The 26,068-nt window shown below is 39.8% G+C and carries 26 protein-coding genes; 15 read left to right on the forward strand and 11 right to left on the reverse strand.

Annotated features, from left to right (window positions below; genetic code table 11):
• Positions 1 to 617 precede the first annotated feature (617 nt).
• From ACFFUE_RS06335 to ACFFUE_RS06350, 4 genes are all read right to left on the reverse strand, one after another.
• Positions 618 to 1,553 carry a helix-turn-helix transcriptional regulator gene (locus ACFFUE_RS06335; RefSeq protein WP_376833665.1) on the reverse strand — a complete coding sequence of 312 codons (936 nt, stop codon included), beginning with the start codon at positions 1,551 to 1,553 and terminating at the stop codon, positions 618 to 620.
• A gap of 372 nt (positions 1,554 to 1,925) precedes the next feature.
• A complete protein-coding gene (locus ACFFUE_RS06340) occupies positions 1,926 to 2,078 on the reverse strand; it encodes a hypothetical protein (RefSeq protein ID WP_376833667.1) in 153 nt (50 codons plus the stop codon).
• A 221-nt stretch (positions 2,079 to 2,299) separates the two neighbouring features.
• On the reverse strand, positions 2,300 to 2,569 hold the full coding sequence (locus tag ACFFUE_RS06345; RefSeq protein ID WP_376833669.1) for a transposase: 270 nt from the start codon (positions 2,567 to 2,569) through the stop codon (positions 2,300 to 2,302).
• Between the two features lie 425 nt (positions 2,570 to 2,994).
• Complete coding sequence (locus ACFFUE_RS06350) at positions 2,995 to 5,271, reverse strand: aconitate hydratase (RefSeq protein ID WP_376833671.1); 2,277 nt, start codon at positions 5,269 to 5,271, stop codon at positions 2,995 to 2,997.
• A gap of 229 nt (positions 5,272 to 5,500) precedes the next feature.
• Here ACFFUE_RS06350 and ACFFUE_RS06355 point away from each other — a divergent pair, with 229 nt between their 5' ends.
• The 6 genes from ACFFUE_RS06355 to recN all read left to right on the forward strand — a co-directional run bounded on the left by ACFFUE_RS06355 (position 5,501) and on the right by recN (position 12,630).
• Entirely contained in the window at positions 5,501 to 6,028 is a 528-nt protein-coding gene (locus ACFFUE_RS06355; protein WP_376833673.1) for a YceI family protein, read from the forward strand.
• A 104-nt stretch (positions 6,029 to 6,132) separates the two neighbouring features.
• Positions 6,133 to 6,450: a GNAT family N-acetyltransferase gene (locus ACFFUE_RS06360; protein WP_376833675.1), complete on the forward strand. Its 318-nt coding sequence runs from the start codon at positions 6,133 to 6,135 to the stop codon at positions 6,448 to 6,450.
• 69 nt (positions 6,451 to 6,519) lie between these two features.
• Entirely contained in the window at positions 6,520 to 8,682 is a 2,163-nt protein-coding gene (locus ACFFUE_RS06365; RefSeq protein ID WP_376833677.1) for an outer membrane beta-barrel protein, read from the forward strand.
• A gap of 123 nt (positions 8,683 to 8,805) precedes the next feature.
• Complete coding sequence (gene coaBC, locus ACFFUE_RS06370; RefSeq protein ID WP_376833679.1) at positions 8,806 to 10,005, forward strand: bifunctional phosphopantothenoylcysteine decarboxylase/phosphopantothenate--cysteine ligase CoaBC; 1,200 nt, start codon at positions 8,806 to 8,808, stop codon at positions 10,003 to 10,005.
• 36 nt (positions 10,006 to 10,041) lie between these two features.
• A complete protein-coding gene (porD, locus tag ACFFUE_RS06375) occupies positions 10,042 to 10,944 on the forward strand; it encodes a type IX secretion system protein PorD (RefSeq protein WP_376833681.1) in 903 nt (300 codons plus the stop codon).
• Positions 10,945 to 10,980: 36 nt separating this feature from the next.
• Positions 10,981 to 12,630: a DNA repair protein RecN gene (gene recN, locus ACFFUE_RS06380; protein WP_376833683.1), complete on the forward strand. Its 1,650-nt coding sequence runs from the start codon at positions 10,981 to 10,983 to the stop codon at positions 12,628 to 12,630.
• Between the two features lie 36 nt (positions 12,631 to 12,666).
• On the opposite strand, the gene ACFFUE_RS06385 is transcribed toward recN, so the two are convergent.
• The 4 genes from ACFFUE_RS06385 to ACFFUE_RS06400 form a co-directional block, all read right to left on the reverse strand.
• Positions 12,667 to 13,110: a hypothetical protein gene (locus ACFFUE_RS06385; RefSeq protein WP_376833685.1), complete on the reverse strand. Its 444-nt coding sequence runs from the start codon at positions 13,108 to 13,110 to the stop codon at positions 12,667 to 12,669.
• 281 nt (positions 13,111 to 13,391) lie between these two features.
• Positions 13,392 to 13,745: a ribonuclease P protein component gene (gene rnpA / locus ACFFUE_RS06390; protein ID WP_376833687.1), complete on the reverse strand. Its 354-nt coding sequence runs from the start codon at positions 13,743 to 13,745 to the stop codon at positions 13,392 to 13,394.
• A complete protein-coding gene (locus tag ACFFUE_RS06395; protein WP_376833689.1) occupies positions 13,746 to 14,474 on the reverse strand; it encodes a tRNA threonylcarbamoyladenosine dehydratase in 729 nt (242 codons plus the stop codon).
• Positions 14,471 to 15,097 (reverse strand): TatD family hydrolase, encoded by a 627-nt coding sequence (locus ACFFUE_RS06400; RefSeq protein ID WP_376833691.1) that lies wholly within the window; start codon positions 15,095 to 15,097, stop codon positions 14,471 to 14,473. The genes ACFFUE_RS06395 and ACFFUE_RS06400 overlap by 4 nt, the downstream gene beginning before the upstream one ends.
• Positions 15,098 to 15,179: 82 nt before the next feature.
• Here ACFFUE_RS06400 and ACFFUE_RS06405 point away from each other — a divergent pair, with 82 nt between their 5' ends.
• Positions 15,180 to 15,803, forward strand: a complete 624-nt coding sequence (locus ACFFUE_RS06405; protein WP_376833693.1) for a TetR/AcrR family transcriptional regulator — start codon at positions 15,180 to 15,182, stop codon at positions 15,801 to 15,803.
• 97 nt (positions 15,804 to 15,900) lie between these two features.
• Here the strand turns inward: ACFFUE_RS06405 and ACFFUE_RS06410 are convergent, their stop codons facing one another.
• Complete coding sequence (locus ACFFUE_RS06410; protein ID WP_376833695.1) at positions 15,901 to 16,224, reverse strand: DNA-directed RNA polymerase subunit omega; 324 nt, start codon at positions 16,222 to 16,224, stop codon at positions 15,901 to 15,903.
• 38 nt (positions 16,225 to 16,262) lie between these two features.
• On the reverse strand, positions 16,263 to 17,261 hold the full coding sequence (locus tag ACFFUE_RS06415) for an outer membrane protein assembly factor BamD (protein WP_376833697.1): 999 nt from the start codon (positions 17,259 to 17,261) through the stop codon (positions 16,263 to 16,265).
• A 266-nt stretch (positions 17,262 to 17,527) separates the two neighbouring features.
• Here ACFFUE_RS06415 and ACFFUE_RS06420 point away from each other — a divergent pair, with 266 nt between their 5' ends.
• Together ACFFUE_RS06420 and ACFFUE_RS06425 are read left to right on the forward strand one after the other, a co-directional pair.
• Complete coding sequence (locus ACFFUE_RS06420; protein ID WP_376833699.1) at positions 17,528 to 18,421, forward strand: pirin family protein; 894 nt, start codon at positions 17,528 to 17,530, stop codon at positions 18,419 to 18,421.
• Between the two features lie 18 nt (positions 18,422 to 18,439).
• Positions 18,440 to 18,841 carry an OsmC family protein gene (locus ACFFUE_RS06425; RefSeq protein WP_376833701.1) on the forward strand — a complete coding sequence of 134 codons (402 nt, stop codon included), beginning with the start codon at positions 18,440 to 18,442 and terminating at the stop codon, positions 18,839 to 18,841.
• 51 nt (positions 18,842 to 18,892) lie between these two features.
• On the opposite strand, the gene ACFFUE_RS06430 is transcribed toward ACFFUE_RS06425, so the two are convergent.
• Complete coding sequence (locus ACFFUE_RS06430) at positions 18,893 to 19,717, reverse strand: helix-turn-helix domain-containing protein (protein ID WP_376833703.1); 825 nt, start codon at positions 19,715 to 19,717, stop codon at positions 18,893 to 18,895.
• A gap of 253 nt (positions 19,718 to 19,970) precedes the next feature.
• On the opposite strand from ACFFUE_RS06430, the gene ACFFUE_RS06435 reads away from it, so the two are divergent.
• The 6 genes from ACFFUE_RS06435 to ACFFUE_RS06460 all read left to right on the forward strand — a co-directional run bounded on the left by ACFFUE_RS06435 (position 19,971) and on the right by ACFFUE_RS06460 (position 25,950).
• Positions 19,971 to 20,333: a nuclear transport factor 2 family protein gene (locus ACFFUE_RS06435; protein WP_376833705.1), complete on the forward strand. Its 363-nt coding sequence runs from the start codon at positions 19,971 to 19,973 to the stop codon at positions 20,331 to 20,333.
• 38 nt (positions 20,334 to 20,371) lie between these two features.
• The gene (locus tag ACFFUE_RS06440) at positions 20,372 to 21,352 is read left to right on the forward strand and encodes an aldo/keto reductase (RefSeq protein WP_376833707.1); all 981 of its coding nucleotides are present in this window, start codon (positions 20,372 to 20,374) and stop codon (positions 21,350 to 21,352) included.
• A 48-nt stretch (positions 21,353 to 21,400) separates the two neighbouring features.
• A complete protein-coding gene (locus ACFFUE_RS06445; protein WP_376833709.1) occupies positions 21,401 to 22,414 on the forward strand; it encodes an alpha/beta hydrolase in 1,014 nt (337 codons plus the stop codon).
• 208 nt (positions 22,415 to 22,622) lie between these two features.
• Positions 22,623 to 23,705, forward strand: coding sequence for an alpha/beta hydrolase (locus ACFFUE_RS06450; RefSeq protein ID WP_376833711.1), 1,083 nt, complete (start codon positions 22,623 to 22,625; stop codon positions 23,703 to 23,705).
• Between the two features lie 249 nt (positions 23,706 to 23,954).
• Complete coding sequence (locus ACFFUE_RS06455) at positions 23,955 to 24,854, forward strand: alpha/beta hydrolase (RefSeq protein WP_376833713.1); 900 nt, start codon at positions 23,955 to 23,957, stop codon at positions 24,852 to 24,854.
• 1 nt (position 24,855) lies between these two features.
• Positions 24,856 to 25,950 (forward strand): cupin domain-containing carboxymuconolactone decarboxylase family protein, encoded by a 1,095-nt coding sequence (locus tag ACFFUE_RS06460; protein WP_376833715.1) that lies wholly within the window; start codon positions 24,856 to 24,858, stop codon positions 25,948 to 25,950.
• The last annotated feature ends 118 nt before the right edge of the window (positions 25,951 to 26,068 follow it).

The raw sequence follows: 26,068 nt of genomic DNA on the forward strand, positions 1-26,068 counted from the left end.
GTAGGTCGCCGCCAGTTTTTAATTTTGAACTCCTCATTGAGAAATCAGTGAGGAGTTTTTTTTTGTCTTTATAAGCCCCCTACCCCCCGAAAGGGGGAACTGCCATCAGCCGTCAACCAAATTCAAGTGTTAAGTGCAGAGTGTTGAGTGTTGAGTTTTCACCGTCAACCGGCAACTATCAACCATCAACAAGCTTTATAATCTTCTAGCTTTTTCTAACCTCTAACCTCTAATTTCTAACTCCTTAACTTCAAACAGTGGATTAGAAAATGATTTAAAACCTTGTTATGATGCCCCAATGAATTTTGGTGTTTCGGAAGTTGAAAGGCGTATTCCATTGACTACCAAATGAGATTATTTTACCTCTAATTCTTTGAATATTCAACCTTAAACCTTGAATCAAATTCCGCAATGGTTGTTTAAGCAATAGTTCCATTTACCATACGAAATGGTGTCCCTGCAAGTTTTTTTAATTTTGGCTAAAGCCTTTTGGATAATATATATCAAAAGTCGGGTTAAAACCCACCCTGAAAAAAATCACCGCTAAGACGCGAAGAATGATAAAGGGGTGTATAATGTAGAATGATGAAGTGGTGTTTTTGAGTTTTTAACCGCTTTTACTTTTGATTTTTCAATTCATATTGCTTGATATTTTCTTTGAGTTCAGAGAGGATGATGTCTTGGAGACTTTTAGGTTCTAAAACTTTCATTCTGCTGCCATAGGATAACAATTCTTGAACGAAATCATAAGTGGGTACTAGGTGGTACTCAAATATGGAGGCATCAGAGGTGTGAGATATTTCCCTTTGAGAGTGATGTAGTGGTAATGCTTTGATGTATTTTGCTTGCTGAGTATCAAAAGAGAGTTTGATATTTTGTGGTGCTTCTCCATTGGGAGAAACAATTCCAAAGGCGTTGTGAAAGGCTTCTCGGGCGTTGTATTGTTGCTTTTTGAAGGTACTACTGCTGATGTCCAAATCGCTTATACGGTCTAGTCCATAGGTTTTTATTTGGGGTGATTCGTTTTGATGTTCTTTTGCTAAGAGATACCATCGGTGTTTGAATTCTTTCAGAGCATAGGGGGCTACGGATTTTCTTACGATATCGCCATCGGTCCAAAATTTTTGATAATCAAAGGAAACTACTTTTTTGTGGGTAATGGCGTGTATGAGTCCATTGAGGTTATGTAGTCCACGGGCGGTGCGTTGCTCAAAGAGCATAATATCGGCTTTGTCCTTTGTTTCTCTATAAGCGTTTACAAGGAGAAGATTGTCTAAGATATTGTCTTCTTGATCGTCTATTTCGTTTTTTTCGATATGATAAACATTTTTTTTTCGGTTGTATTTAACTTTTACCCCAAAGATATTTTCTAGGGCGATTTTATCCCTTTGGAAGGTACGCTTTGTAAAACTGAGCATATCCAGTGTATCGCGGTCTTGGAATTTTCGTTCCAACTCTTGTTCTATTTCCTCAAAGGTGGCACCGCGTTCTCCTTTTACTCTTAGGAAGTTTTCAATGTATTTTAGTCTGAGTATTTGTTCTTCTTTTGCCATAATTGTTTTTTATTTAAGTGCAAAGGTAAAAAAATGGAAAGACAGAATATGTCGTTTGTTGTATCATCTTGTTGATGATTAGGGAGAATACGCTTTGATACCAGCAGTATCTATCCAAAGGCTATGCTTTACGGATTTAGACTTTTCTAAAACCTTTTTTTAAAGGGCTTCACTAAATGAGATTATAGTCTATTGGAATGTTAAAATAGGGTATTGCCAAAGTGTGTTGGTTTATAAAAAAATCGGAGAATGATTTCCCCGATTTTATTTTTGTTCTGATGGATTATTTTTTGAAAAAATACCTTTCAATCTATAAAAGTTGGTTTTAGGACTTAGGCTAAACTGTATACTGTCCCCAAAATTTAGACCACGTTAAGCGGATTTAAGTTGATAATTGGGTTCAAATTGAATTAAATCTTTTGGTTTTTGATTGTTAATTCCTTGATGTTTTCGGTTGTTGTATCCTGCAATAAAATCTCTAATCCCTTCGTACAGATTCCACAGGATTGAGATAAATATAATCATACTTTATCGTCCTGAAAAACTGTTCGATATAGCCCTGCCTTTGCCATCCATACTGACCTTTATATCGTGATTTTCCATATAATCTATCCAATGGCTCGAGGTATATTAGCTCCCTTGATTATAGTTGATAACTAACACACAACAAGTTGCATTACCTGAAAAGACTCAATCGATACTCTTTATCTATCATTTTTTCCCGTTCTTTCATTCCTCTAGCATCCCTAAGTTTTTTTTAAGAAATCAATCTCTATCTGCAATTGACCGATTTTTTGATAGAGTTTTTCCTCTTTACCAGCCGATTGTTCTTTTCTCCTTTCTGATGAAAAAACTTGGTCTGCTTGGCTTAAAAACTCTTTCTTCCAGTTCTGGATTTGCTGAGGGTGAACATCGAAACGAGTAGCTAATTCTGATAGTGTTTCTCTCTCTTTCAGGGCTTCAATAGCAACTTGTGTTTTGAAGGCGGGGCTAAATTTTCTTCTTGTTTTTTTCATTTTTCTACGAGTTAGAATTAATACTTTTTTTTTACTTAACCCGTGGTCTGATTGTTGGGGAACATTATAATTTGGTTTTATTGATGGAAGACCTTAATCTACCAGATTAGAATCTCCGTACTCAGTAGGAGGTCTTGATTTATCAGATTGGAATCTCCGTACTCAGTCGGAAGTCTTGATTTATCAGATTGGAATCTCCGTACTCAGTCGGAAGTCTTGATTTATCAGATTGGAATCTCCGTACTCAGTCGGAAGTCTTGATTTACCAGATTAGAACCTCTGTACTCAGTAGGAGGTCTTAATTTACCAGATTAGAATCTCTGTACATCTTGGGAACTTTGTTTAATATCAATTCTAATTACAGTAATAAAAAATCACCCCTTTTTATAAAGAGGTGATTTTTTGTATATCAAAATTAGAGGGGTTTACCCATTCTTCTTGGCTTCTTCTGCAATCAAGTTGAGGGCAGAGCCTGCACGGAACCAACCGATTTGCTGGTCGTTGTAAGTATGGTTGGCAATTACGGTATCTTTGCTGCCATCAGCGTGGATAAACTCCAATGTTAATGGTTTTCCTGGTGCAAAAGATTCCAAATCAAGGAAGTTAACAGTGTCATCTTCTTGGATTTTATCGTAATCTGCTTTGTCCGCAAAAGTTAATGCTAGCATCCCTTGCTTTTTCAAATTGGTTTCGTGGATACGAGCGAAAGATTTCACCAATACCGCTTTCACCCCAAGGTGTCTTGGCTCCATAGCAGCGTGCTCTCTAGAAGAACCTTCACCATAGTTTTCATCTCCTACTACGATGGAAGCTACATTATGAGCCTTGTAATCTCTTTGTACCGCAGGGACTTCGCCATATTCACCTGTCAATTGGTTTTTCACCTTGTTGGTTTCCATATTGTAGGCGTTCACGGCACCGATGAGCATATTGTTGGAAATATTATCCAAGTGACCTCTGTATTTCAACCAAGGCCCTGCCATAGAAATATGGTCGGTAGTACATTTTCCGAAAGCTTTGATGAGTACTTTTGCCCCCTCGATGTTTTTACCATCCCACGGCTGGAACGGCTCTAGCAATTGCAATCTATCCGACTTAGAATCTACGATTACTTGTACATTAGAACCATCTTCAGAAGGAGCTTGGTAACCATTATCATCTACATCAAAACCTTTTGCTGGAAGTTCAGCACCTTTTGGCTCGTCTAGTTTGACTTGCTCACCGTTTTCGTTGGTCAAAGTATCTGTAATAGGATTGAAGTCTAATCTTCCTGAAATTGCCACAGCAGCTACCATCTCTGGCGATGCTACGAAAGCGTGGGTATTAGGATTGCCATCGGCTCTTTTTGCAAAGTTTCTGTTGAAAGAGTGAATGATGGAGTTTTTCTCTTGTTTTTCAGAACCTTCTCTATCCCATTGTCCGATGCAAGGGCCACAAGCGTTGGTGAAGATTCTTGCATTATCAAACTTTCTGAAAGAATCCAAGAAGCCATCTCTCTCGGCGGTGAATTTTACTTGCTCAGAACCAGGATTGATACCCAAGATAGCTTTTGGTTTTACCCCTTTTGCAACAGCATCTTCCACAATGGAAGCGGCTCTAGAAAGATCTTCATAAGAGGAGTTGGTACAAGACCCAATCAATGCCCACTCTACATCTAAAGGCCAGCCATTGGCTTCCGCTTTTGCTCTAAACTCAGCTACAGGCGTTGCTAAATCTGGCGTGAAAGGTCCATTCAAGTGAGGGGTTAATTCTGAAAGGTTGATTTCAATCACTTGGTCAAAATATTGCTCTGGATTAGCATACACTTCTGCATCTCCTGTAAGGTGTTCTGCAATTTTATCTGCAGCATCTACCACATCTTGTCTTCCTGTAGCTACGAGGTATCTTCTCATAGAATCATCGTACCCGAAAGTAGAAGTCGTAGCTCCGATTTCAGCACCCATATTACAGATGGTTCCTTTCCCTGTTGCCGAAAGGCTCTCTGCACCTTCTCCAAAATATTCTACGATGCAGCCTGTACCTCCTTTTACGGTAAGGATACCAGCTACTTTTAGGATAACATCTTTGGCGGAAGTCCAGCCATTCATCTTACCAGTAAGTTTTACCCCGATGAGTTTAGGCATTTTAAGCTCCCAAGCCATTCCGGCCATTACATCTACGGCATCAGCACCACCAACACCGATGGCAACCATACCAAGACCACCAGCATTCACAGTGTGAGAGTCGGTTCCAATCATCATACCGCCTGGGAAAGCGTAGTTTTCTAATACCACTTGGTGGATGATTCCCGCTCCTGGTTTCCAGAATCCGATGCCATATTTATCACAAACGGAAGAAAGGAAATTGAAAACTTCAGAGTTTTTATTAATACCTTCTTGTAAATCTTGCTCTGCACCCACTCTCGCCTGAATCAGGTGGTCTGCGTGTGCTGTAGAAGGTACAGCTACTTTTTTACGCCCTGCTTGCATAAACTGCAAAAGAGCCATCTGTGCGGTAGCATCTTGCATTGCTACTCTATCTGGAGCGAAATCTACATAAGAGTTTCCTCGTTCATAGGCTTGTGTAGCATTGCCCTCCCAAAGGTGAGCGTATAAAATCTTTTCTGCAAGTGTAAGAGGTTTTCCCACAACATTTCTTGCTGCAGCAATTCTCTCTGGGTAACGCTCGTACACCTTTTTAATCATATCAATGTCAAAAGTCATATTGTATATTATTTTGATTAAAATTAATTTTTCAAAATTACAAAAATTAAAATATTTTCCTCCCGTTTCTAATTTAGATTGTGTATAAATTACATTCATCTCTTCTATCATTGTTTTTGGAAAAAAAATAAAGCTATAAAAATTCATTTCTTATCCTACATCAATGTTTTGACCTATCCAGAGGAAGTACCTTTGTCTCATCAATTAACAAATAAAATAAATTTAAGATATGGCAACAACAAAATGGGTATTAGATACCGCACATAGTGAATTGAATTTCAAAGTAAAACACTTGATGATTTCTAATGTAAAAGGAAACTTCAAAGATTTCTCAGCCGCATTTGAAGGGGAAGATTTTGTAAACTCTAAAGTTACAGCAACGGTAGATGTAGCGTCTATTTTTACGCGTAATGAAGATAGAGACAATCACCTCCGAAGTGTAGATTTCTTTGATGCAGAGAACTATCCCAACATTACTTTTGAAGGCACTTCTATATCACCAAAAGACGAAGAGGAATTTACTCTCGTAGGAAACCTGACTATAAAAGGACAAACCAAAGAGGTAAAACTCAATGTAGAATACGGCGGTATAAGCAAAGACCCTTGGGGGAATGAAAAATTAGGATTTTCTATCCAAGGAAAAATCAATAGAAACGATTTCGGACTTAGCTGGAACGCTGCCTTAGAAACAGGAGGGGTTTTGGTGAGTGAAGAGGTGAAAATAGAAGGAGAACTTCAATTTGTAAAACAAGCGTAATTTCTTTTATTTAGAATTTTTAGTTTGATATAAAACATCTCATATACGAAAAAAATAATTCTGATGTGAGATGTTTTTTTTGTAAACTTGTTAGAAAATTAAAAATGAAACCAGAATTAGAATCTTTACAACTTCTAAAAAACGACAAAAAACAACGCTTTGAACTTCAAAACAACGGGCATATCGCTTTTATCGATTTTGAAGAGAAAGAGCATCTCATCGCTTTGGTGCATACGGAAGCTCCAGAGGAACTACAAGGCACGGGAACGGCTGTTGCCTTGGTAGAAAAAACCTTGCAACACATTGAAAAAAGTGGCAAAAAAGTAATGCCTTACTGTCCGTTTGTATTCGCATACATCAAAAAACACCCAGAATGGAAACATCTTGTAAGTGAAAAATTCCCAGGGTATGGGCAACTTTGATAGCGGTTTTAAAATTGTAACATTTTAAATTTTCAATAGACTGATTGTTGAAATTACTATTGAAATCAAATGAAGAAAAATGTTATTCTGGGAGCGATATTATCTTCAACAATGATTTTCGCTCAGGAAAAAAATAAACCAGAGAAAGAAAAACAGATAGAGGCTGTCAATATTATAAAAGCCAAAAAAACGGTAGAGCAAAAGGCAGATAGAACTATTTTTGATTTTTCAGAGCAACCGGTGCTCAACTCTGGAACGCTGATGGAGGGTGTGAAAAAGCTTCCCGGCTTGGTGGTTACGGATATTGCTGGGATGATGTATCAAGGGAAAATGCTGGATGTCTATATGGATGGTCGCCCTCTGAATATCAGTTCTAACGAGCTGAATGGCTTTCTTGAAGGGATGCCCGCCAATGCTGTGGAGCGTATAGAAATCATTACTCAGCCCGGAGCAGAGTTCCCTGCAACATCAGGCGGAGCGATATTGAATATCATCACTTCTAAAACGGCAAAGAATTATCTTTCTGCTACTTATGCGGGAAATTATAGTTTTACCAATTATGATAAGTTTCGCAGCCGTACCAATCAATCTTTGAGCTTGAATGCAAAGAATAAATATTTTGGCTGGCAACTTAGTATAGGGGAGAATTATAGAGAAGGGATGATGAAGGGGAATCTGGATAACCTTACCTTTACCAATAGTGATAATAGACGCAGGGGATATTTTGCAAAGGCGGCGGTTACTTTTGATCTTGGACAAGATCGCTTGTTGCTCAATTATGATATTTTTCATCATAATAATGATGCTAACACTTTCAGTAGTGGAACATTTTTCCAGATGCCTTATGAAAGAAACGATGATGCTAAAACACTTAATCTGAGAAATGAAGCTGTGGTAACTTATCAGAAACGCTTTAGCGATAAGGCTAAGAAGCTGGATTTTAGGTTTAATTATAGCAATGCAAAGTCAGATTTTACGCAGTACAATAGGGAAATGGTGCAAAACACATTGGACAATCAATCTGATATGAATGTGTCTAGCTTTAGGGTAGATTATTCTCAGCCAGTCAAAATTTTAGATGAGGGGAAAATAAGTGTAGGGGCTTTATATGAGTTGCAAAAGTTTGATACACAGAGCTATGGTATTACCAATTTGGATTATCAGCGTCAGACGGCATCTTCCTATATCGAACTTCAAGCAAAGCTGAAGAAATTTGATTTTACCCTCGGTACTAGAGCCGAAGATTATGATATTTCTGGGATTACTAGGTATCAGCAGAACGATGCTTTGGTAACAGAGGATTTAACGCCTTTCAAAAAGTTTAAACTCTTCCCAAATGCGAGTATCCAGTACAGCTTGATGCCCAAAGTGTACTTTGCACTCAATTACAATAAAAAAATTACATTGCCAAGCATCTCTGCTCTAAACCCTAATAATAATACATACCAAAATAGCAATTCTACTACTTTTGGAAACCCCAATCTCCAACCCACAATTTTTGATAACTATGAGGCTAAAATCTCAGTGTTTGACTATGCTTTCATCGGGTACAATGTGAACGTTGCTAAAAATCAAGTGATGCAAATCATTACAAGGGAAACGATTACAGATGCTCAAACAGGGCTTACGAATGATTATATCCAAAACAGACAAGCGAACATTTCTGAGATGAAAATTCATAACTTCAATGTGGGATTGCCTATTCCGTTTATGATTTTTTCTAAACCATTGAAGGAAATAATGAAATTCAATTTCAATCCAGATAAAATCAATTTCCTTTATGTTTATTGGGCTTATCAAAAACACGAGTTGCCAGACATCAAAACAAAATGGGCAATGGTGCTCAATCTGAATGCTCAGATAATATTACCGAAAAGTTTAGTTTTGAATGCAAATTACTTTGTTATTCCACCGAGGGGTAATTACTTCTACTTCCAAGCGGTGAAACCTATTGGGAATAATCTAGACCTTACACTATCCAAAAAACTGATGAACGATAGGCTGAAGCTATCCATCTTTGCAAACGATATCTTTAATAGTCAGCAGTTTTACTTTCGTTCTGTGGCGGCACAGCCGTATGTGCATACCAGAAGTAAGGTGGATTCTAGAGCCTTTGGTATCTCGGTTAATTATAAAATTCCTACCAAAAATAAATTGGCAAAAGAAAATCCTAACCTTCTCAACCAAGAGAAAAAAGAAGATAATAACGGACTTATGGCGCCAATGCCATAGATACAATATCCTCTCAATGCAAATTGGGAGGATGTTTTTTTTCAATTCTATTAATATCCTTTTACTAAAACTTTTGCTACAATCAAAACTATTTACTAATTTCGTTCGGTAGAAAAAATACCAATGTCATTAGAAGGAAAAAAAATTCTCATCATTATTTCTGGAGGAATTGCGGCTTATAAAATCAATTTTTTGATACGAGATTTCGTAAAGCAAAATGCAGAAGTAAAGGTGGTGCTTACCCCGTCTGCAGAGCAGTTTGTTTCTAAAGTTACGCTATCCACACTCTCTAAAAATGAGGTGCTTACCGAGTTTTATAATGACAACGGAACTTGGAATAACCACATAGAACTAGCACTTTGGGCAGATGTTGTTTTGGTAGCACCTTGCACGGCTAATACCCTCAGTAAGATGGTTCACGGGCTGTGTGATAATCTTGCGTTGGCGGTTTATCTTTCGGCTAAGTGTCCAGTGTTTATTGCTCCTGCAATGGATTTGGATATGTACGCCCATCCTTCTACAAAGCAGAATTTGGAATTAGCGGAAGATTTCGGGCATATCATTATTCCCGCAGAATATGGCGAATTGGCAAGTGGATTGGTAGGGCAGGGAAGATTGGCAGAGCCAGAAACCATCTATACAACTATTGAGGAACATTTCTCCAATGCTCATCAGTCACTAAAAGGAAAAACAATCCTCATCACGGCAGGTCCTACTTATGAAGCTATAGACCCCGTGCGGTTTATCGGGAACCATTCTTCTGGAAAGATGGGCTATGCCCTAGCGGAGGAGGCGGCACGGAGGGGAGCACAGGTGATTCTAATTTCAGGACCTTCGGGGCTAAAGCCCCGCCACCAAAACATCCAACTACATCGGGTGGTTTCAGCTAAAGAAATGTTCAATGCGGTATTTCAGTATTATAATGCGGTGGATATAGCCATTGCTAGCGCCGCCGTGGCAGACTATACCCCTAAGGTGGTAGCCGATGAAAAAATCAAGAAAAATGAGGATACTTTTACCATAGAATTGGTGAAAAATCCAGACATTCTGAAAACAATGGGAGAGAGGAAGCAACATCAAATCTTGGTAGGCTTTGCCCTTGAAACCCAAAATGAAGTGGAGAACGCCAAAGGAAAATTGCACAAGAAAAATCTGGATATGATTGTGCTCAATTCTCTAAGAGATGAGGGTGCAGGTTTTCAGAAAGATACCAATAAAATAAGGCTGATTACAGCCGAGGAAGAACAGCCTTTCGCATTAAAGCCTAAAGAAGAAGTAGCGAAGGATATTCTCCTTTTCATAGAGCATAAATGGCTAAAATAAAATGTAAAACTTTCCGTTTCTTTAAATAAAATTTGAATGAAAAAAATACTCTTTATACTTTCGTTGTTGTTGATTAATAACGCTTTTGCTCAAGAGCTTTTAGCAAGTGTTACCGTGAATTATGATCAAATCCAAGGGAGTAATACTCAGGTGTATAAAACGCTGGAAAAAAGCCTTCGAGATTTCATTAATAATACCAGCTGGACAGGCAAGAAACTTCAAAACTATGAGAAAATAAAAAGCAATTTTGCCATCATCATCAATGCCCGAGAGGGGAACAATCAGTTTAAAGCTTCCATCGTGGTGCAGGCGGTACGCCCCGTGTTTAATACCACTTATGAATCTCCTTTGTTGAACATTAACGATGCCAATTTTTCTTTTGAATACAATGAAAACGAAAATTTAATTTTCAATGAAAGACAGTTTTCTGGTAAAAACCTCATAGATGTTATCAGTTTTTATGTTTATACCATTTTGGCTTATGATGCAGATAGCTTCAAGTCCAATGGCGGACAAGAGTGGTTTACGAAAGCTCAAAAAATTTCACAAAATGCCCAGAATCAACGCTTCACAGGTTGGTCTGTGGTAGAGGGGCCAAGAACGCGAGGCAGCCTTATTGATAATCTTCTGAAGCAGGAAAATAGAACACTGCGTAATGCCTTTTATACTTACCATCGTTTAGGGTTGGATAATTTGTATAAAACCGATCAAAGTGCGGCTAAAAAGAGTATTGCAGATGCATTGCTAAGTCTGAAAAGTTATGAAAATAATTTCCAGATGAACTATCCTTTTAATGTTTTTATCGATTCTAAAAAGCAGGAAATCTACGATATTTTTGCCAATGGCAATAATGCCAATATCAACTTGACCGACCTAAAAACCTTGATGAATGCCTTTTCTCCCAAAGATACCGATACCAAGTGGAATAAGTGGAAATAGTTTTTTAGCGTTGAGGATTTCATTACCTTTGCATCTATGCTCAATAGAATTTTTATACAAAATTTTGCCCTTATCGATACACTCGAAATTTCTTTAGAGAAAGGGCTACAAGTGATTACAGGTGAAACGGGTGCTGGGAAGTCCATCATCCTTGGAGCATTGCGTTTGATTTTAGGCGAGAGGGCAGATGTAAAAGCCATTGCCAATGCAGAGAAAAAAAGCATCGTAGAAGCAGAATTTTCCGTTTCCGAAGGGCTGAAACCTTTTTTTGATGCCAATGAATTGGATTTTGAACTTCAAACCATCATCCGCAGAGAGATTTTACCTTCGGGGAAATCTAGAGCATTTGTGAATGATGTTCCCGTTACGCTAGAGGTTCTGAAACAGCTTTCTCAGCAGCTGATAGACATCCATTCTCAGTTTGAAACCTCCAATCTTTTTTCCCAAGATTATCAGTTTGCCATTATAGACGGATTATCAGAGAATAAAAATTTGATTTTGGAATACCAATCCCTTTTTCATCAATGGAAACAGCAAGAGAAACAATTGGCTCAGCTGAAAAAACAGTTGGAAGATGGTAATAAAGAATCGGATTATAAGGCATTTTTGCTGAATGAATTAGAGGAAATCGATTTAGATGAAATTGATTGGGAAGGACTACAAGCCAAGCTTACCACCCAAGAAAATGCTGAAACCATCTCTGAAGCATTGGCGGGAGTTTTTGCCCGTTTTGATGCGGAGGAAATAGGGATTTTAGATGGTCTTTTGGATTCTAAAAACAAACTGAATAAAGTAGCAGACTACTCTCACGAGTTCACCCTTTTGCGGGACCGTTTTGAGGAAAACTTCTTGGAACTGAAAGATATTATTTTTGAACTTCAAAACAAAGCAGAAGCCATAGAAGTAGATGCCCATTTGCTGGAGGAGCTTAATGCAAAGGTGAATAAAATCAATGCACTGTTCCTGAAACACGGCGTGGGAACGGTGGAAGAGCTTGTTGCCCTAAGAGATGCTTTGGCAGCAGAGCAAAGTGGTTTTGCAGATTTGGAAGATAACATTCTTGCCTTAGAAAAAACGATTGCCGATGTAAGAAAGCAGTTGGACGCCCTCAGTAAACAACTCTCGGTTAATCGAAAAAAGGCGGCACCACAGTTTACCCAAAAGATAGAGGCGTTGCTAAGGCAATTGGGCTTAGAAAAAGCGAAAATAGAAGTAGCTCTTGATGAGGTTGATACATACAATCATTTTGGTAAGGAAAGCATTGAGATTTTATTTCAGGCGAATGCAGGATTTCCGCTCAAGCCGATACAATCTGCCATCTCCGGTGGAGAGCGTTCTCGGGTGATGCTGGCGGTGAAAAAGATAATGGCAGAAAACACCCAGTTGCCTACTTTGATTTTAGATGAAATAGATACAGGCGTTTCTGGGAAAGTAGCAGAGGAAATAGGCAATGTGATGAGAGAGATGGCACAGCATCTTCAGCTGATAGTGATTTCTCACTTGGCTCAGGTAGCTGCGAAGGGCGACCGAAACTATAAAGTGATAAAAGAGGAAATAGATGGCAAAACGCAATCTAATATCATTGCCCTCTCCGAAGCAGAAAAGCTACAAGAGATAGCCCAGCTCCTCTCTGGCTCTAAGATTACCGATGCCGCCCTGCAACAAGCAAAGGAACTGATGAATTGAAACGCTAATCCCTTTCCGTGAGGAAAGGGATGTTTTTTAAGAAACGGCAATGATTTCCAAATCTTCGGAGCCTATTTTTATACTATCGCCCACTGTCTTTCCTTTGATTTTGGAAAAAATAGGAGCTTCTGCCGAGATGCAAAACACATCTTTCCCATTGATGTTGAACTTGGGTAGTGGTACTGCTACAAAGAGATAGTTTTTAGGCGTTTCTATCAGGGCACCTTCTTCCACTTCGGTGTGGGTGCGGTCTAACTCTGCAAGTACATACGCCATATCTTGCTTTTCCTTTTGGAGCAGTTTTTCAAACCGAAGTTGCATATCCTTCGCTTCTGTTTGCCTTGCAAAGTCATCTGGGTCGGAGGTATCATCTTCATCTAAATCAGAGGCAGTTTTGTATCGCTCTACGGAGTAGTGCAGATTGTCTATCACGCGTTGTTGTTCTTCAATGATTTTCTTTAAAATATCTTCTCTTGTCATTGTATTATTTTTTTTGAGTTGCTAACAAATTTACAGAAATAATCACATCCGAAGAAACTTTTTAGAGATGATATTTGGCAAGAGTAGGGGAGTAGGTTGTTTTTTTATTACCGCGAAGACCGCGAGGAGTCGCTAAGGCTTGAATGTGAAACTATCTTTGCGGAAATCTTTGTGTCCTTTGCGGTTGTTTTTTTTACCGCTAAGACCGCTAAGAATCGCAAAGGCTTGAATGTGAAAATCTAATCTCTAACATCTAGCTTCTAACTTCTAACCTCTAAAATCTACCCTTTAATCAGTTTCAAAAAATCTTTCTCCACCTCTTGATAATGGCGGGGAAGCTCTTTGGAAGCCCAGAAGAGCATAGAAACCGAGGTCTCGCCAAACCTTTCTACGAATTCAGATTTATTCAGTCGGTAAACCTCTCTTAGCAATCTTTTGATGCGGTTTCTATCGGTAGCTTTTTTAAAGAATTTTTTGGAGACAGATACCCCTATTTGATGGGAGGCATTATCCTTTGGGCGATAAGTGATAATGCGAAGATTACCGCAGGTTTTCCATTTTCCTTTCTCAAAAAGAAGGGCAATGGTATTGCGGTGTTTTAGTTTCTCTTGCTTAGGGTATCTGTAAGAATTCATTTAATCTTTTTTCAGTAAATAATTGATAACCTCTCCTGCGGCGTGCAATCCAAACGCTGCTGGAATAAAACTGATGGTGCCATAAAAAGAGCGTTTAAAATTAGTACCATCGGTCATTTTCAAGCTTTCCTCATTTTGAAGTTCAGAGGAGAACACACATTTAAACCCTTTCTGGATGTTGGTTTCTCTTTTTAGGCGTTTTCTTACTTGCTTAGCGAGGTAGCAGTTGTAGGTCTTACTGATGTCTTTCACTTGGATTTTAGAAGCATCGGTTTTACCACCCGCTCCCATACTAGAGATGAGTTTTATTTTTCGGCGTTTGGCTTCTTTTATTAGAGATAATTTTGGAGATACGCTATCAATGCAATCCAAGACATAATCATAGGTTTCTGCATCTAAGATAGCAGCCATATTTTCTGGGTTTAGAAATTCCGTTACCACCTTTAGGTTCAGCTCTGGGTTGATGTCTAGCAATCGGGCAGCCACCACTTCGGCTTTGGTTTTACCGATGGTGGAATGTAAAGCGGGAAGCTGTCTATTAATGTTGGTAACATCTACAGTATCCCCATCTATTATAGTCATAGAGCCAATCCCAGCTCTGGCTAAAAATTCTGCTGCAAAAGAACCTACCCCCCCCAGACCTACTAGGAGAACATTGGCTTTTTGAAGTTTTGTTAATCCTTTATCTTTTACTAAAAGTTCGGTGCGTTCCAACCACTTTTTACTCATATATTTCTGATGCGTTCTAAATTATCTATTATACAAAGGTGAAGTTGCTCTATGCTGATGCCTTTTAATGTTGCTACGGTTTCATAAAGGTCTTTGATGTCAAAATCAGTATCATCTGTTTCCAAAAACAATTGGTTTAAAGGGCAATCTTTCACAAAGTTTTGCAAAGATACATTTTGCAAAACCGCTTTTCCAAATGAAAGGTAAAATCCGTGGTCTAAAAGTGTGTTTCCTATTGTAGCTTTTTTATTAAAACCGTGTACTACCATTGGAGTTTGAGCCACTTTTCGGAATTTCAGAAGCTGAGCGTGCAACCTTACACAATGGATGACAAGAGGTTTTCTGATGGCGTTTGCTAATGATATATGCCTTTGGAATACTTCTTCTTGCAGTTTGCAGTCCACAGGAACCAAGCCATCTAATCCACATTCGCCAATGGCAAAGCAGTTTTTGGCTAAGGCATATTGTTCCACAATGCGGAAATACTGCGTCCATTGAGCATCAATATCTTTGGGATGTATCCCGATGGAAAAGGGAAAATTGGGAATGTTTTCTTCAAAATGGAGATTGTAGATTCCATTAGTTATTCCTCTTTTGTGGTGGTGAAAGTCCAAAAATTTCATAGCCAAATTTAACAAAAAATTAATTTTAGTTTGGACTGTGATAAAAAAATAATATATTTACCAAAAACTAAAATAAGTAAAAATGGAATTCACTGAGAAACAGATTAAGATTTTAACGGTAGCCGAAACGTTGATTGCCAAGAAAGGATTTGATGGAACTTCTATAAGGGAAATCTGTAAAAAAGCCAATGTAAATGTTGCAATGATTTCTTATTATTTTGGCTCTAAGGACAGGATGTTGGCATATCTTTATCAGTATCGTGTGATGCGTACCAGAGAGTGTTTTGCGGAGTTTATGGAGGTCATAAGAGAAGGTCGCCCAGAGATGCAGATGAAGGAGATTATCAGGTTTATCGTAGAGCAGATGTTTAAGTATAGCTATTTTCACGCTTTCGTAAAGCAGGAAGTGCGGCATATAGAATTGGTGAAAGATGAGCTGATAGAATTTTATAAATCCGCCACAGAAAAAATAGATGAGGTTATCAAAAAAGGTGTTGCTGCGGGCGTTTTTCACTTCACACCAAAGGCGGAAGATGTATTAACGATTATCATTGGGACAGCAGTATTTTCAATTAGAAATAAAGGGTTTTATAGCATTTATCTTTCCGGGTCGGAGAAAGATTTTCTGAAAAAGGCAGAAACTAAAATCAGAGCGAGTAATTACCAGACGGTATTTTCGCTATTGGGGTATCAACCAAAAGAATAAAAAAGCGAATGAGTAAACATTACATTATATTTTGATAAAAATGAAACCACACAATAATAGCAGTTGTGTGGTTTCTTCTTATTAAGTATGAAAAAAATTATTTTCTTTCTTCGGTTTTTCTGAAATAGATATCATCATTTAGCCATTGCTCTACCGCGATGGAGGTAGGTTTTGGCAATCTCTCGTAATGCTTAGAAATTTCAATCTGCTCTCTATTTTCAAATACCTCTTCCAAAGTGGTATTGTGTACCGCAAATTCATCAAGCTTCGAGTGAAGTTCTGAACGGATTTCTGCGTTGATTTGTTCCGCTCTTTTACCCATAATTACGATAGCCTCGTAGATAGAACCTACTTTTTCTTCGATTTTATCTCTGTCGTAAGTTACTGTTGTTAGTTCTGCTTTTGTATCTTTTACACTCATTGTCAGTGGATTATTTATTATCAAGGTTGCAAAGATAATTAATTTCTTTTAATTTTGAAAGTTGCTGCTGGTGCGGGTGTTGTTGCTGCTGCACTATCCATCATTGCTTTTTTGTTGTCATCAAGGGTTTTTAGTACATTTTTCACCTCGTTTCGTCTTTGTTCTCTAGCTTCTTCCTCCGCTTTTAGTTTCTTTTGTTTTTCGGCAAGAAGAGCGTTTTCAGCCTCTACGCGTTCTTTTAATTTTTGAAAGTTGACTTTTTCGGCTTCCAATTTACTTCTAAAATCTATTGCAGTTTTAGTATAGTTGGTTTCTGGCAATTCTTTTTCTACAAATTTGGTATAAGCCAAAGCTGTATTGATGCGGTCTTCTTTCTTTGCATATTTAGAGTTCATTGCCAAGTGGTATTTAGATTTCATAATGTAATCATATACCTTGGACCTAAGCTTAGTAGCGGGATAGTCTTGAAGAAAGTTTTCAAATGCAATGTCTGCAGACACATATTCTGCCATATTATAATATTGTCTGGCGTGTTCGTAGGCTTTAAATTCTATCTTGTAAGACAATTCGTCTATCAATTCATTGATGTTTTTTCCTCGCTCTGAATTAGGATAACGATTGAGAAAGTTTTGAAGCTCGTTGATTGCAGATTGCGTATTCGCTTGGTCTAAGTTGTAATCATAAGATCCCTCATAATAGCAAAGTGCCGACATATAAGCCGCCTCTTCTGCCCTTGGGTCATCAGGAAAGGTTACAGAGAAATTCTTGAAATGATGCCCTGCCACACGGTATTGTTTGTCGTAGTAGTTGGCATACGCTGTATTGAAAATTACGGTTTTAGCATCATCTGTTCCTGCTACCAGATTGGGCAATCTTTCGTAGAGAGCGATGGCTTGTTGCCATTTTTTATTGGCGAAATATTCGTTAGCAGTTTCTAAAATAAGGTTTTTATCGGCACTTTTCATCGCTACATCAAACTTCTGTTTACAAGAGCTGATGGCTAATGCCAAAACTAGCAGAGCTATTATCTTTTTCATATTCAATCTAAAAATTGTATTGAAGTTTTTTCAACGGACAAAAATAAGATTTTTTTTATTACCGATTTCCTATTTATGATACTTTAACAAATTGAATTTTTTATCTCAAATTCAGTAAAATAAAATCACGGGCTTTGTGCTAATTGCTTTCCAATGGCGGAACTGAGAAACGATAGACAAAAGTAAAGAATCCTATAGATAAAACTAACGCTTTTTTTCAGTAGGTTTGTACCGACTTAATTATAATTTTAAACCCCACACAAAATATGTCAAACATTGGATTAATCATAGAAGAAAAAGCAGCGAATATTGGCAACTTTCTGGTAGGAAGGCTGTTGCCCTTTCGTGAAAAACGCACCGTAGGGCCGTTTATTTTCATAGACCATATGGGGCCCGCAGAGCTTTCTGCAATGGATAATTTAGAAGTTCCTCCACATCCACACATTGGGCTTTCTACGCTCACCTACCTTTTAGAGGGGGCTATTTTTCACCGCGATAGCCTTGGAAACGCCTTGGAAATCACACCAGGAGCGGTCAATTGGATGTCGGCAGGGAAAGGCGTAGTACATTCCGAACGAACGCCAGAGCGATTGCGAAATACCTCAAAAACACTTCACGGATTGCAAATTTGGGTGGCAATGCCCAAAGATTTAGAAAACGGCGAACCTTTTTTTCATCATACCGATGCAGCGGATATCCCCGCTTGGAACGAAGGAAACACGCAGTTCAAACTCATTGCTGGTGAGGCTTTTGATAGAAAATCTCCTGTGCCCGTACACAGTCCGTTGTTTTTTGTGGAGATAAAATCTACCGAAAGAGCCGTGCTTAATATCGGGAAACACCTCTATGGCGAAGTAGCGATGTATGTGTTGGAAGGCTCGGTAACCATCGAAGGGAATCATTACGAAACCAAACAACTTTTAGTAGCAAAAAACGCTGAGCTTTGTTCGTTTAAAATCGGAGAAAACACCACCGTTTATCTTTTTGGTGGAGAGCCTTTGCCTGAAGAACGCTTTATCTTTTGGAATTTTGTAAGTTCGGACAAAGAGAAATTAGAACAAGCCAAAAAGAATTGGCAAGAGCAAAATTACGATGCCTTTCCGAAAGTGCCAGGCGATGAAGAAGAATTTGTCCCACTGCCAAAACCATTTGGTAAATAAAAAGAAAGAATACAGAATATGGCAAAAGTTAGCGTAAAAGCAGAATTATCTGGCGAGAAATTTCTTACCAAAGTAACAGCAGGAAATCACACCATCTATACCGACGAACCCATAGACAAAGGTGGAGAAGACAAGGGAGTGAATCCATTAGAACTACTAGCTTCCTCATTGGCAACCTGCACCGCAGCAACATTGAAGATGTATGTAGAATTGAAACAATGGAAAGTCCCAACCATTGATGTAGAGGTAATTTTGGAAAACAACAACAAATCAGGAGAAGCACTATTTGAAAGAAGCATTTCTTTTGGCGATACAAACCTCACCGAAGACCAACAAAAACGCTTACTTTCTATAGCCGAACGCTGTCCTATACACAAACTACTCCACGGGAAAATAGAGGTGATAACCGAGATTTTGTAAAAAAGTAATGTTTCTCTAAAATAAAGAATTATTATCAAGTATTTCAGTTTATTATAAGTCTTTATACAACTCCCGAAACTCGGTGGGCGACATTCCCAAAACCCGCTGTACATATCGGCTGAAATACGAAACCGAAGAAAAATTCATCATCTCGGCAATTTGCGTTAGGGAATATTGTTGTGAGCGAATCAACTCTATGATTTTCACCGTTGTGTAGCGTTCTATCCAATATTGAGCAGGCAGTCCGCTAACCTCCACCGCTATTTTGGAGAGGTATTTTGGCGTTACAGAAAGTTTTGAAGCATAGTAGCTTACCTCTCGTTGTGCCATATAGGTTTCGTTTTCCAGAAGGGCAATAAACTGTTTCAGAATCAAAGATTTGCGTTCGGAAATTTCATTTTTCCGATAGATGCGGTAATGAGCATCATAAATATCCAGAAAAAAAGCCTTTGCCAACAGCCCGATGAGTTCGCTGTGAAAATGGTGAGTGGTGTCGTTTAATCTGTTTTTAATCAGGAGTATGTCCTCTTTGAGGATTTTGATTTCCGCTTCGTTGAGGGACATTATAGGGTTTTCAAACAAAGCCATTACGCCAACCACATCGTAGTTGTTTTCGGGGCGGTGGTTGCGAATAAAAACCTGCGAAATAAACAGGGCAACAACCTTGAAATCTGCCGAAAACCGAAAATCAGACATCAGATGTCCGTTGGGAAAAACCATAAAGTCGCCCGCTTTTATCTCGAAGCGTTTCCCTGCCAGCAGAAAACTTCCACTGCCAGCCTCGCAAAGGGCGTGAGCGGTGAAATCCTCACGATGCGTGGTGAAAAAGTCCAATTGGGTAGAAAATACAATATGCTCTAATGGATTGAGTAACATAAGGTTTTAATGTTGTTGTTGGAAAAACAAAGGTAGTTGTTTTTTTTGACAAAGGCAAAAAGTGAAACTTTCGGCTCCTTTTGGGAAACAGCATTTTCTAATTATCGGCATACCTTTGCAGAAAATAGTTACCAATAAGCAATTAATAGATTAGTATCAAATACAGAATATGAAACCAATCTTATCAATCGTTTTTGCAATATATTCATTAGCAATATGTTCGGCTCAAACTAAAACATACAATACGACCGATATGGAAAAAGAAATTTTAAATCTTTCCGAAAAAATATGGAAAGCAATGCAATCCGAAGATTTTGAAACAATGACCACAAACATTGCTCCCGAAGCCTTTTTTGTGCATATGGGAGCTACCTTAACACGTAATGAGGAGATAGATGTTTTACGACGCAGAGGTATCGTTTTGAAGGCGTTGGAAATGCAGGAAAAGTCCGTCAGAATCATTGGAACAACAGCTGTGGTGCTTTCCAAAATCCGCCTGACGGCAGTCGTGGGAGGCAATGAGGTTACCAATCCGTTTGTAGTTACCGAGACCTACTCCCAATGGAACGGAAAGTGGCTTTTGGCTTCGTTTGCCTACACAAGGATAGTGTATTGAGACACATTATAATAACACCATAAAATAAAATGCAAGAAATGAAAACAAGAAAATTAGGACAGTTACAAGTATCCGAAATCGGATTGGGTTGTATGGGAATGTCGATGGCTTATGGCGATGCAGGCGACCCCAAGGAGATGACCAAAGTAATTCATAAGGCAGTGGAGCAAGGTGTTACGCTCTTTGATACGGCAGAGATTTACGGACCTTTTACCAACGAGGAGTTGGTAGGCAAAGCTCTTGCTCCGTTTCGTAAAAAGGTGGTAATTGCTACCAAATTCGGTTTTAAGTTTGAAGGCGACAGGGTGGCGGGGTTGTGCAGTCGTCCCGAAAATATCCGTAAGGCGGTGGAAGGTTCGCTCAAACGCTTGGAAACGGATTACATAGACCTTTTGTATCAGCATCGGGTGGACCCCGAAGTGCCGATTGAAGAGGTGGCGGGTACGGTGAAAGAGTTGATTGCCGAAGGCAAAGTACTGTATTTCGGCTTGTCGGAGGCGGGAGTGGAGATTATCCGCCGTGCCAATGCCGTACAGCCTGTATCGGCGTTGCAGAGTGAATATTCGCTTTGGTGGCGAGAGCCCGAAGCCGAAATATTGCCTTTGCTCAAAGAGTTGGGTATCGGGTTTGTGCCGTTCAGTCCATTGGGAAAGGGATTTTTGACAGGTACAATCGACCCCGAAAAGCTTTTCCCCGCCAATGACTTCCGTAGTACTGTACCGCGGTTTCAAAAAGAGGCGATGGAAGCCAATCAGGTTTTGGTGGAGCTGCTACGCCGTTTGGCATCGCAAAAGGAGGCTACTCCCGCACAGCTTGCCTTGGCGTGGGTGTTGCATCAGGGCGAAAACATCGTACCTATACCCGGTACACGCCACATCGGACGACTTACCGAAAACAACGGAGTCACCGACATTCGTTTCGCGTCGGAAGAGCTTTCGCAGATACGGGAAGCCTTGCAATCCATTCAAATCGTGGGACATCGATACAACGAAGCAAGCCAAAAGATGATAAATAGATAATTACGGAAAATGAAAAAAATATTTTTAATACTATTAAGTTTTATAACAATGAGTATCTCGGCACAGAAACAAAGCAACGACAATCCCTTTGGTTTGGTCTATCAAGGGGCTATTACAAAAAATGAAAAAGGGCAAGTGAACATAACTCCCGTAACCTATAAGCACAGCGGACTAACCATTGTTGCCAATGTCTATACGCCTGCCGATTTCGACCCTAAAAAGAAATATCCAGCCATCGTGGTAGCACACCCCAACGGTGGAGTTAAGGAACAAGTAGCAGGACTTTACGCCCAACTTTTGGCACAGCAAGGCTACATTACCATTGCTGCCGATGCGGCTTATCAGGGTGCAAGTAGCGGCGAACCGCGTAATACGGACAAGCCCGATAATCGTATTGAAGACATTTACGCGATGGCAGATTTCATTTCGGAATACAAAGGTGTTGATGCCAACCGCATCGGGGCACTCGGTATTTGTGGTGGTGGAGGCTACACGATTAAAGCGGTGCAAACCGATAAGCGTTTCAAAGCAGTGGCAACTGTAAGTATGTTCAATTCGGGGTTGGTACGCCGCAATGGTTTTCACGATGCACAACTATCAACCATTCAGGAGCGACTGCAATTGGCTTCCGATGCCAGAGCCAAACGCATTGCTACGGGCGAAATAGAATATACGGGAAGCAAGGCTACCAAACTTTCAAAGGAAGAATTGGCAAAAATTCCTACCGATCTTTACCGACAAGGAATGGAATATTACGGCGATACACACGCTCACCCCAATTCTACTTTTCAATATACGACCGAAAGTTTGCTGTATCTGATGAATTTTGATGTTAATACCAATGTCGATTTAATCACGCAACCGCTTTTGATGATTTCGGGCGAAAAATCCGATACGCATTATATGACCCAAGCCGTTTTTGACAACGCAACGGGAACATCTGATAAAGAGCTGTTTATCGTAAAGGGAGCAACCCATATCGAAACCTATTGGAAGCCCGAATATGTAAAGCAAATTGCAGAGAAACTGACAGATTTTTTCGGAAAGAATCTGCACAGATAAACAAAGTGGAATATGATACATTAAAGGGGCGTACCGTAAGGGAGTATCGCATACTTCCTCTTTCCCAAAAAAGCGGAAGTCTTCTCGGTTTTCGCTTTTTTTATCTTTTAGAAAAAGGCAAAAAGTGAAACTTTCGGCTCCTTTTGTGAAACAATCGGTAAGAATGATTGCCATACCTTTGCGGTAGTAAACAATAAAATCTAAAAGAATGAATAGAAATTTGATACTAAGCATTGCTTTTGCAGGAAGTTTGTTCTTTCAGGCAGAAGCCCAAACGAAAAAACAAAAACCTTTGACCATCGAAAAACAGACCTCTTTTGCCGTTGGTGGTACAAAAATTCAGCGTCAGGGAACTTTCAACAATAAAACGTTCAAAGGTTGGGCGGAGGTTGATGAAACGGGACAAACGCTACACTCCGACCACGCTTGGGTAGATTACCAAAAGCCTACCAATGCCAAACAACACGCGATGATTTACATTCACGGTTATGGCGGTTCGGGGACAACTTGGACATCGACTCCCGACGGGCGTGAGGGCTTCGCTACGCTAATGCTTCGCAAGGGTTATCCGTCGTATGTGATGGATTTGCCGGGGCGTGGGCAGGCAGGCAAAACATCGAAAGAAATCACCATTAGCCCCCAAGCCAACGAGCAATTTTGGTTTGAGATATGGCGTATGGGCGACTATCCGTCCTACAACAAAGGCGTACAGTTCCCGACCGATTCGGAGGCTTTTTCGCAATTTTTCAGAACAATGACTCCCGATTTGAGCGGTGGCAATTTCCAAAACGATGTAGCCACCATTGTAACACTTGCCAATAAAGCAGGGAAAAATATTTTGGTAACGCACTCGGCAGGTGGTGTGTCGGGGTGGTTGGCAGCTGCCGCTAACAACCAAACCAAAGCTGTGGTAGCGTATGAACCCGGAGCATTCATCTTCCCCGAAAACGAAATGCCCGAACCTATCAACGGACTTACGGGAGGTTCGACAGGAGTCCCCGTTCCACTCGAAACCTTCAAGAAACTGGCTGAAAAACCGATAGTTCTCTACTTTGGCGACTATATCCCCGAAGAGGTTACCGACCGATTGGGCAACGAAAACTGGCGTGTTCGCCTTCAAATGGGGCGTAAGTTTGTGGAAGCCATTAACCGACACGGTGGCAAAGCAACCCTCGTGGAGCTACCCAAATTGGGAATCTATGGCAACACGCATTTCTTGATGAGTGAAAAGAATAACGATGTTCTTGCTGATTTGCTCGCTAAGTGGTTGAAAGAAAATAAATTGAATTAATAACACTGTTTTGTTTTCTGAAAACAATTTTGGCGGTATCACCTTGCGTGAAGGATGGAAGCGGCTACCCCACAGCGAAGTGCAACGGAGCGAGGAGTAATAGCGAACAGCCCGACCCGATAGGGGCACGCCCAAAAAATAATATAAAAAAATCGAAAACACACAAATAATAAGCAAATGAAAAATTTCACCAAACAGCTAAAAATGTTTTTTTGTTTTCTGATTTTAGGAATAAATAGTATCTATGCGATGAATACAAACGATAAAATAGCACAAGCACCTATGGAACAAGTGAATGTAACTCCTGTAACTTTTAAAAATAAAGTTTCGGGATTTACCTTAGCGGGAATTATCTACACGCCTGTAAAAATGAATCCGAAAGCGAAGTTGCCCGCCATTGTGGTGCAAGGACCTATGGGTAGCGTGAAAGAACAGACCCAAAGTCTATATGCTCAAATATTGGCTTCAAAAGGGTATATTACAATGGTTTATGATTATTCTTATTTGGGTTCAAGTCAAGGACTTCCGAGAGGTTATGAAGACCCCGAAGTGAAGGCTACTGATATAGAAAGTGCGGTGGATTTTATTCTGCAATATCCCAATGTGGATAGAAGCAAAATAGCAGCGGTTGGTATCTGTGGTTCGGGAGCCTATCTTCCGTATGCGATTACAAAAATGAAATCTAACATTTTAAAAGCGGTAGTTTCTGTTAATCCATTTGAAATTATCCATACAATACAAACCAAATCTGAAGCGGAACTACTGAAAGATAAAGCATTGTATGAGGAAAAAGGCATTGCAACCCGCATCAATCTGATTGAAGAAGGTTCGGAAGGAGCAGTATATTATTACAACTACAAGCGTGGGGCGAGTGTGCATTGGGTGCCGTTTGTTACTTGGTCAGAGCTTTCTTGGCGAAAGTTTTTCCCTGCCGAAGAAGTGAAAAAACTCACTACACCTTATTTGGTGGTTGCTGGGGAAAATGCTTTTACTCGCGAAGGAGCAGAAAAGATGTTTAGAAACACCAAAACCACAGATAAAGAATTGTTTATCGTACCGAAAGCCAAGCATTTTGATATGTATGATAAGGAAGAGTATGTGTCGGTAATTATTCCAAAAATTGTAGAATTTATAGAAAAGCGGTTTTAATATGAAAAAAATAGTTTTAGCCTTATCACTAATGACAAGTACAATAAATATGTTTGGACAAAACACCCAAACCATTACACCCGATTCGGAGTTGAAATATGTAGAAGCTCCCGATACTTATTTCACGGGGAAAGCCTGTTTTGCCCCACTGCCCCAAATTCCGAACAGTGAAGAAAGCTATGCAATCGTCCATTTCGAGGAAGGGACTATCAACAATTGGCACACCCACTCACACGGACAATACCTGATAGTAACCGAAGGTGAAGGGCGTACGCAAGAGTGGGGCAAACCTGTTCAAATCATCAAAAAAGGCGATGTCGTTTGGTGTCCGCCCAATGTGAAACACTGGCACGGAGCGGGCGAGCATACGGCAATGTCGCATATTGTGGTAAGCCCGAAAGCCAAAGAGAACAAAGTAACTTGGTTGGAGCGGGTGGATTTGCCCCAAACAACCGACAAAACTGTAAAAGTTACTCAAAACGAACCCCTTACCGAACGCCAATTGAGTATTGCTCCCATAGCATCGCTCACGGCAATGGGCGATGTAGAAAGGTTGAAACCCGCCTTGGCAGAAGGATTGGCAAAAGGGCTTATCGTGAGCGAGATAAAAGAGATTTTTACGCACTTGCAGGCGTATGTGGGATTTCCTCGTGCGTTAAACGGATTGATAGCGTTTAACAACCTGCTCAAAGAGCGTTCCGAGCAAGGTATACACGACCCCGCAGGCGTGGAGCCGACTGCCGTTTCTCCTGCCGATTACTACCGACTGGGCGAACAGACCCTCAAAGCAATGGGTAGCGGAGCAGTGGCAAGCAGTGAACCTCTGTTTGGTTCGCAGGGAATGGATTATGCGTTGAAAGCCAACTTATTCGGCTATCTTTTTAGTCGCGACAATCTGAGTTATGTGGATAGGGAAATCGTGGTGATTTCGGCGTTGTCCGTTTTGGAAGGCGTAGAAAGCCAGTTAGGTTCTCACCTTCAACTCATCAAAAATTTGGGTATCACCAAACCCGAACTGAAAAAACTTATCGACAGCTTCAAAACCATCAATCCAAAACAAGTCAAAAACGCCCAAAAAGTATTGGAGAAGATGTAAGCATCAAAAAAGCGAAAGCCGATGAGGTTTTCGTTTTTTTAATTCCTTATCTTTGGTTCTCTTTTGAAAGAGAGTGTGTTTTTTTGTTCAACATTCGACAGTATTTCTGTATTTTTTC

Source organism: Bergeyella porcorum (genome assembly GCF_042427575.1).
In the GTDB taxonomy this organism is placed as follows: Bacteria; Bacteroidota; Bacteroidia; order Flavobacteriales; family Weeksellaceae; genus Bergeyella; species Bergeyella porcorum.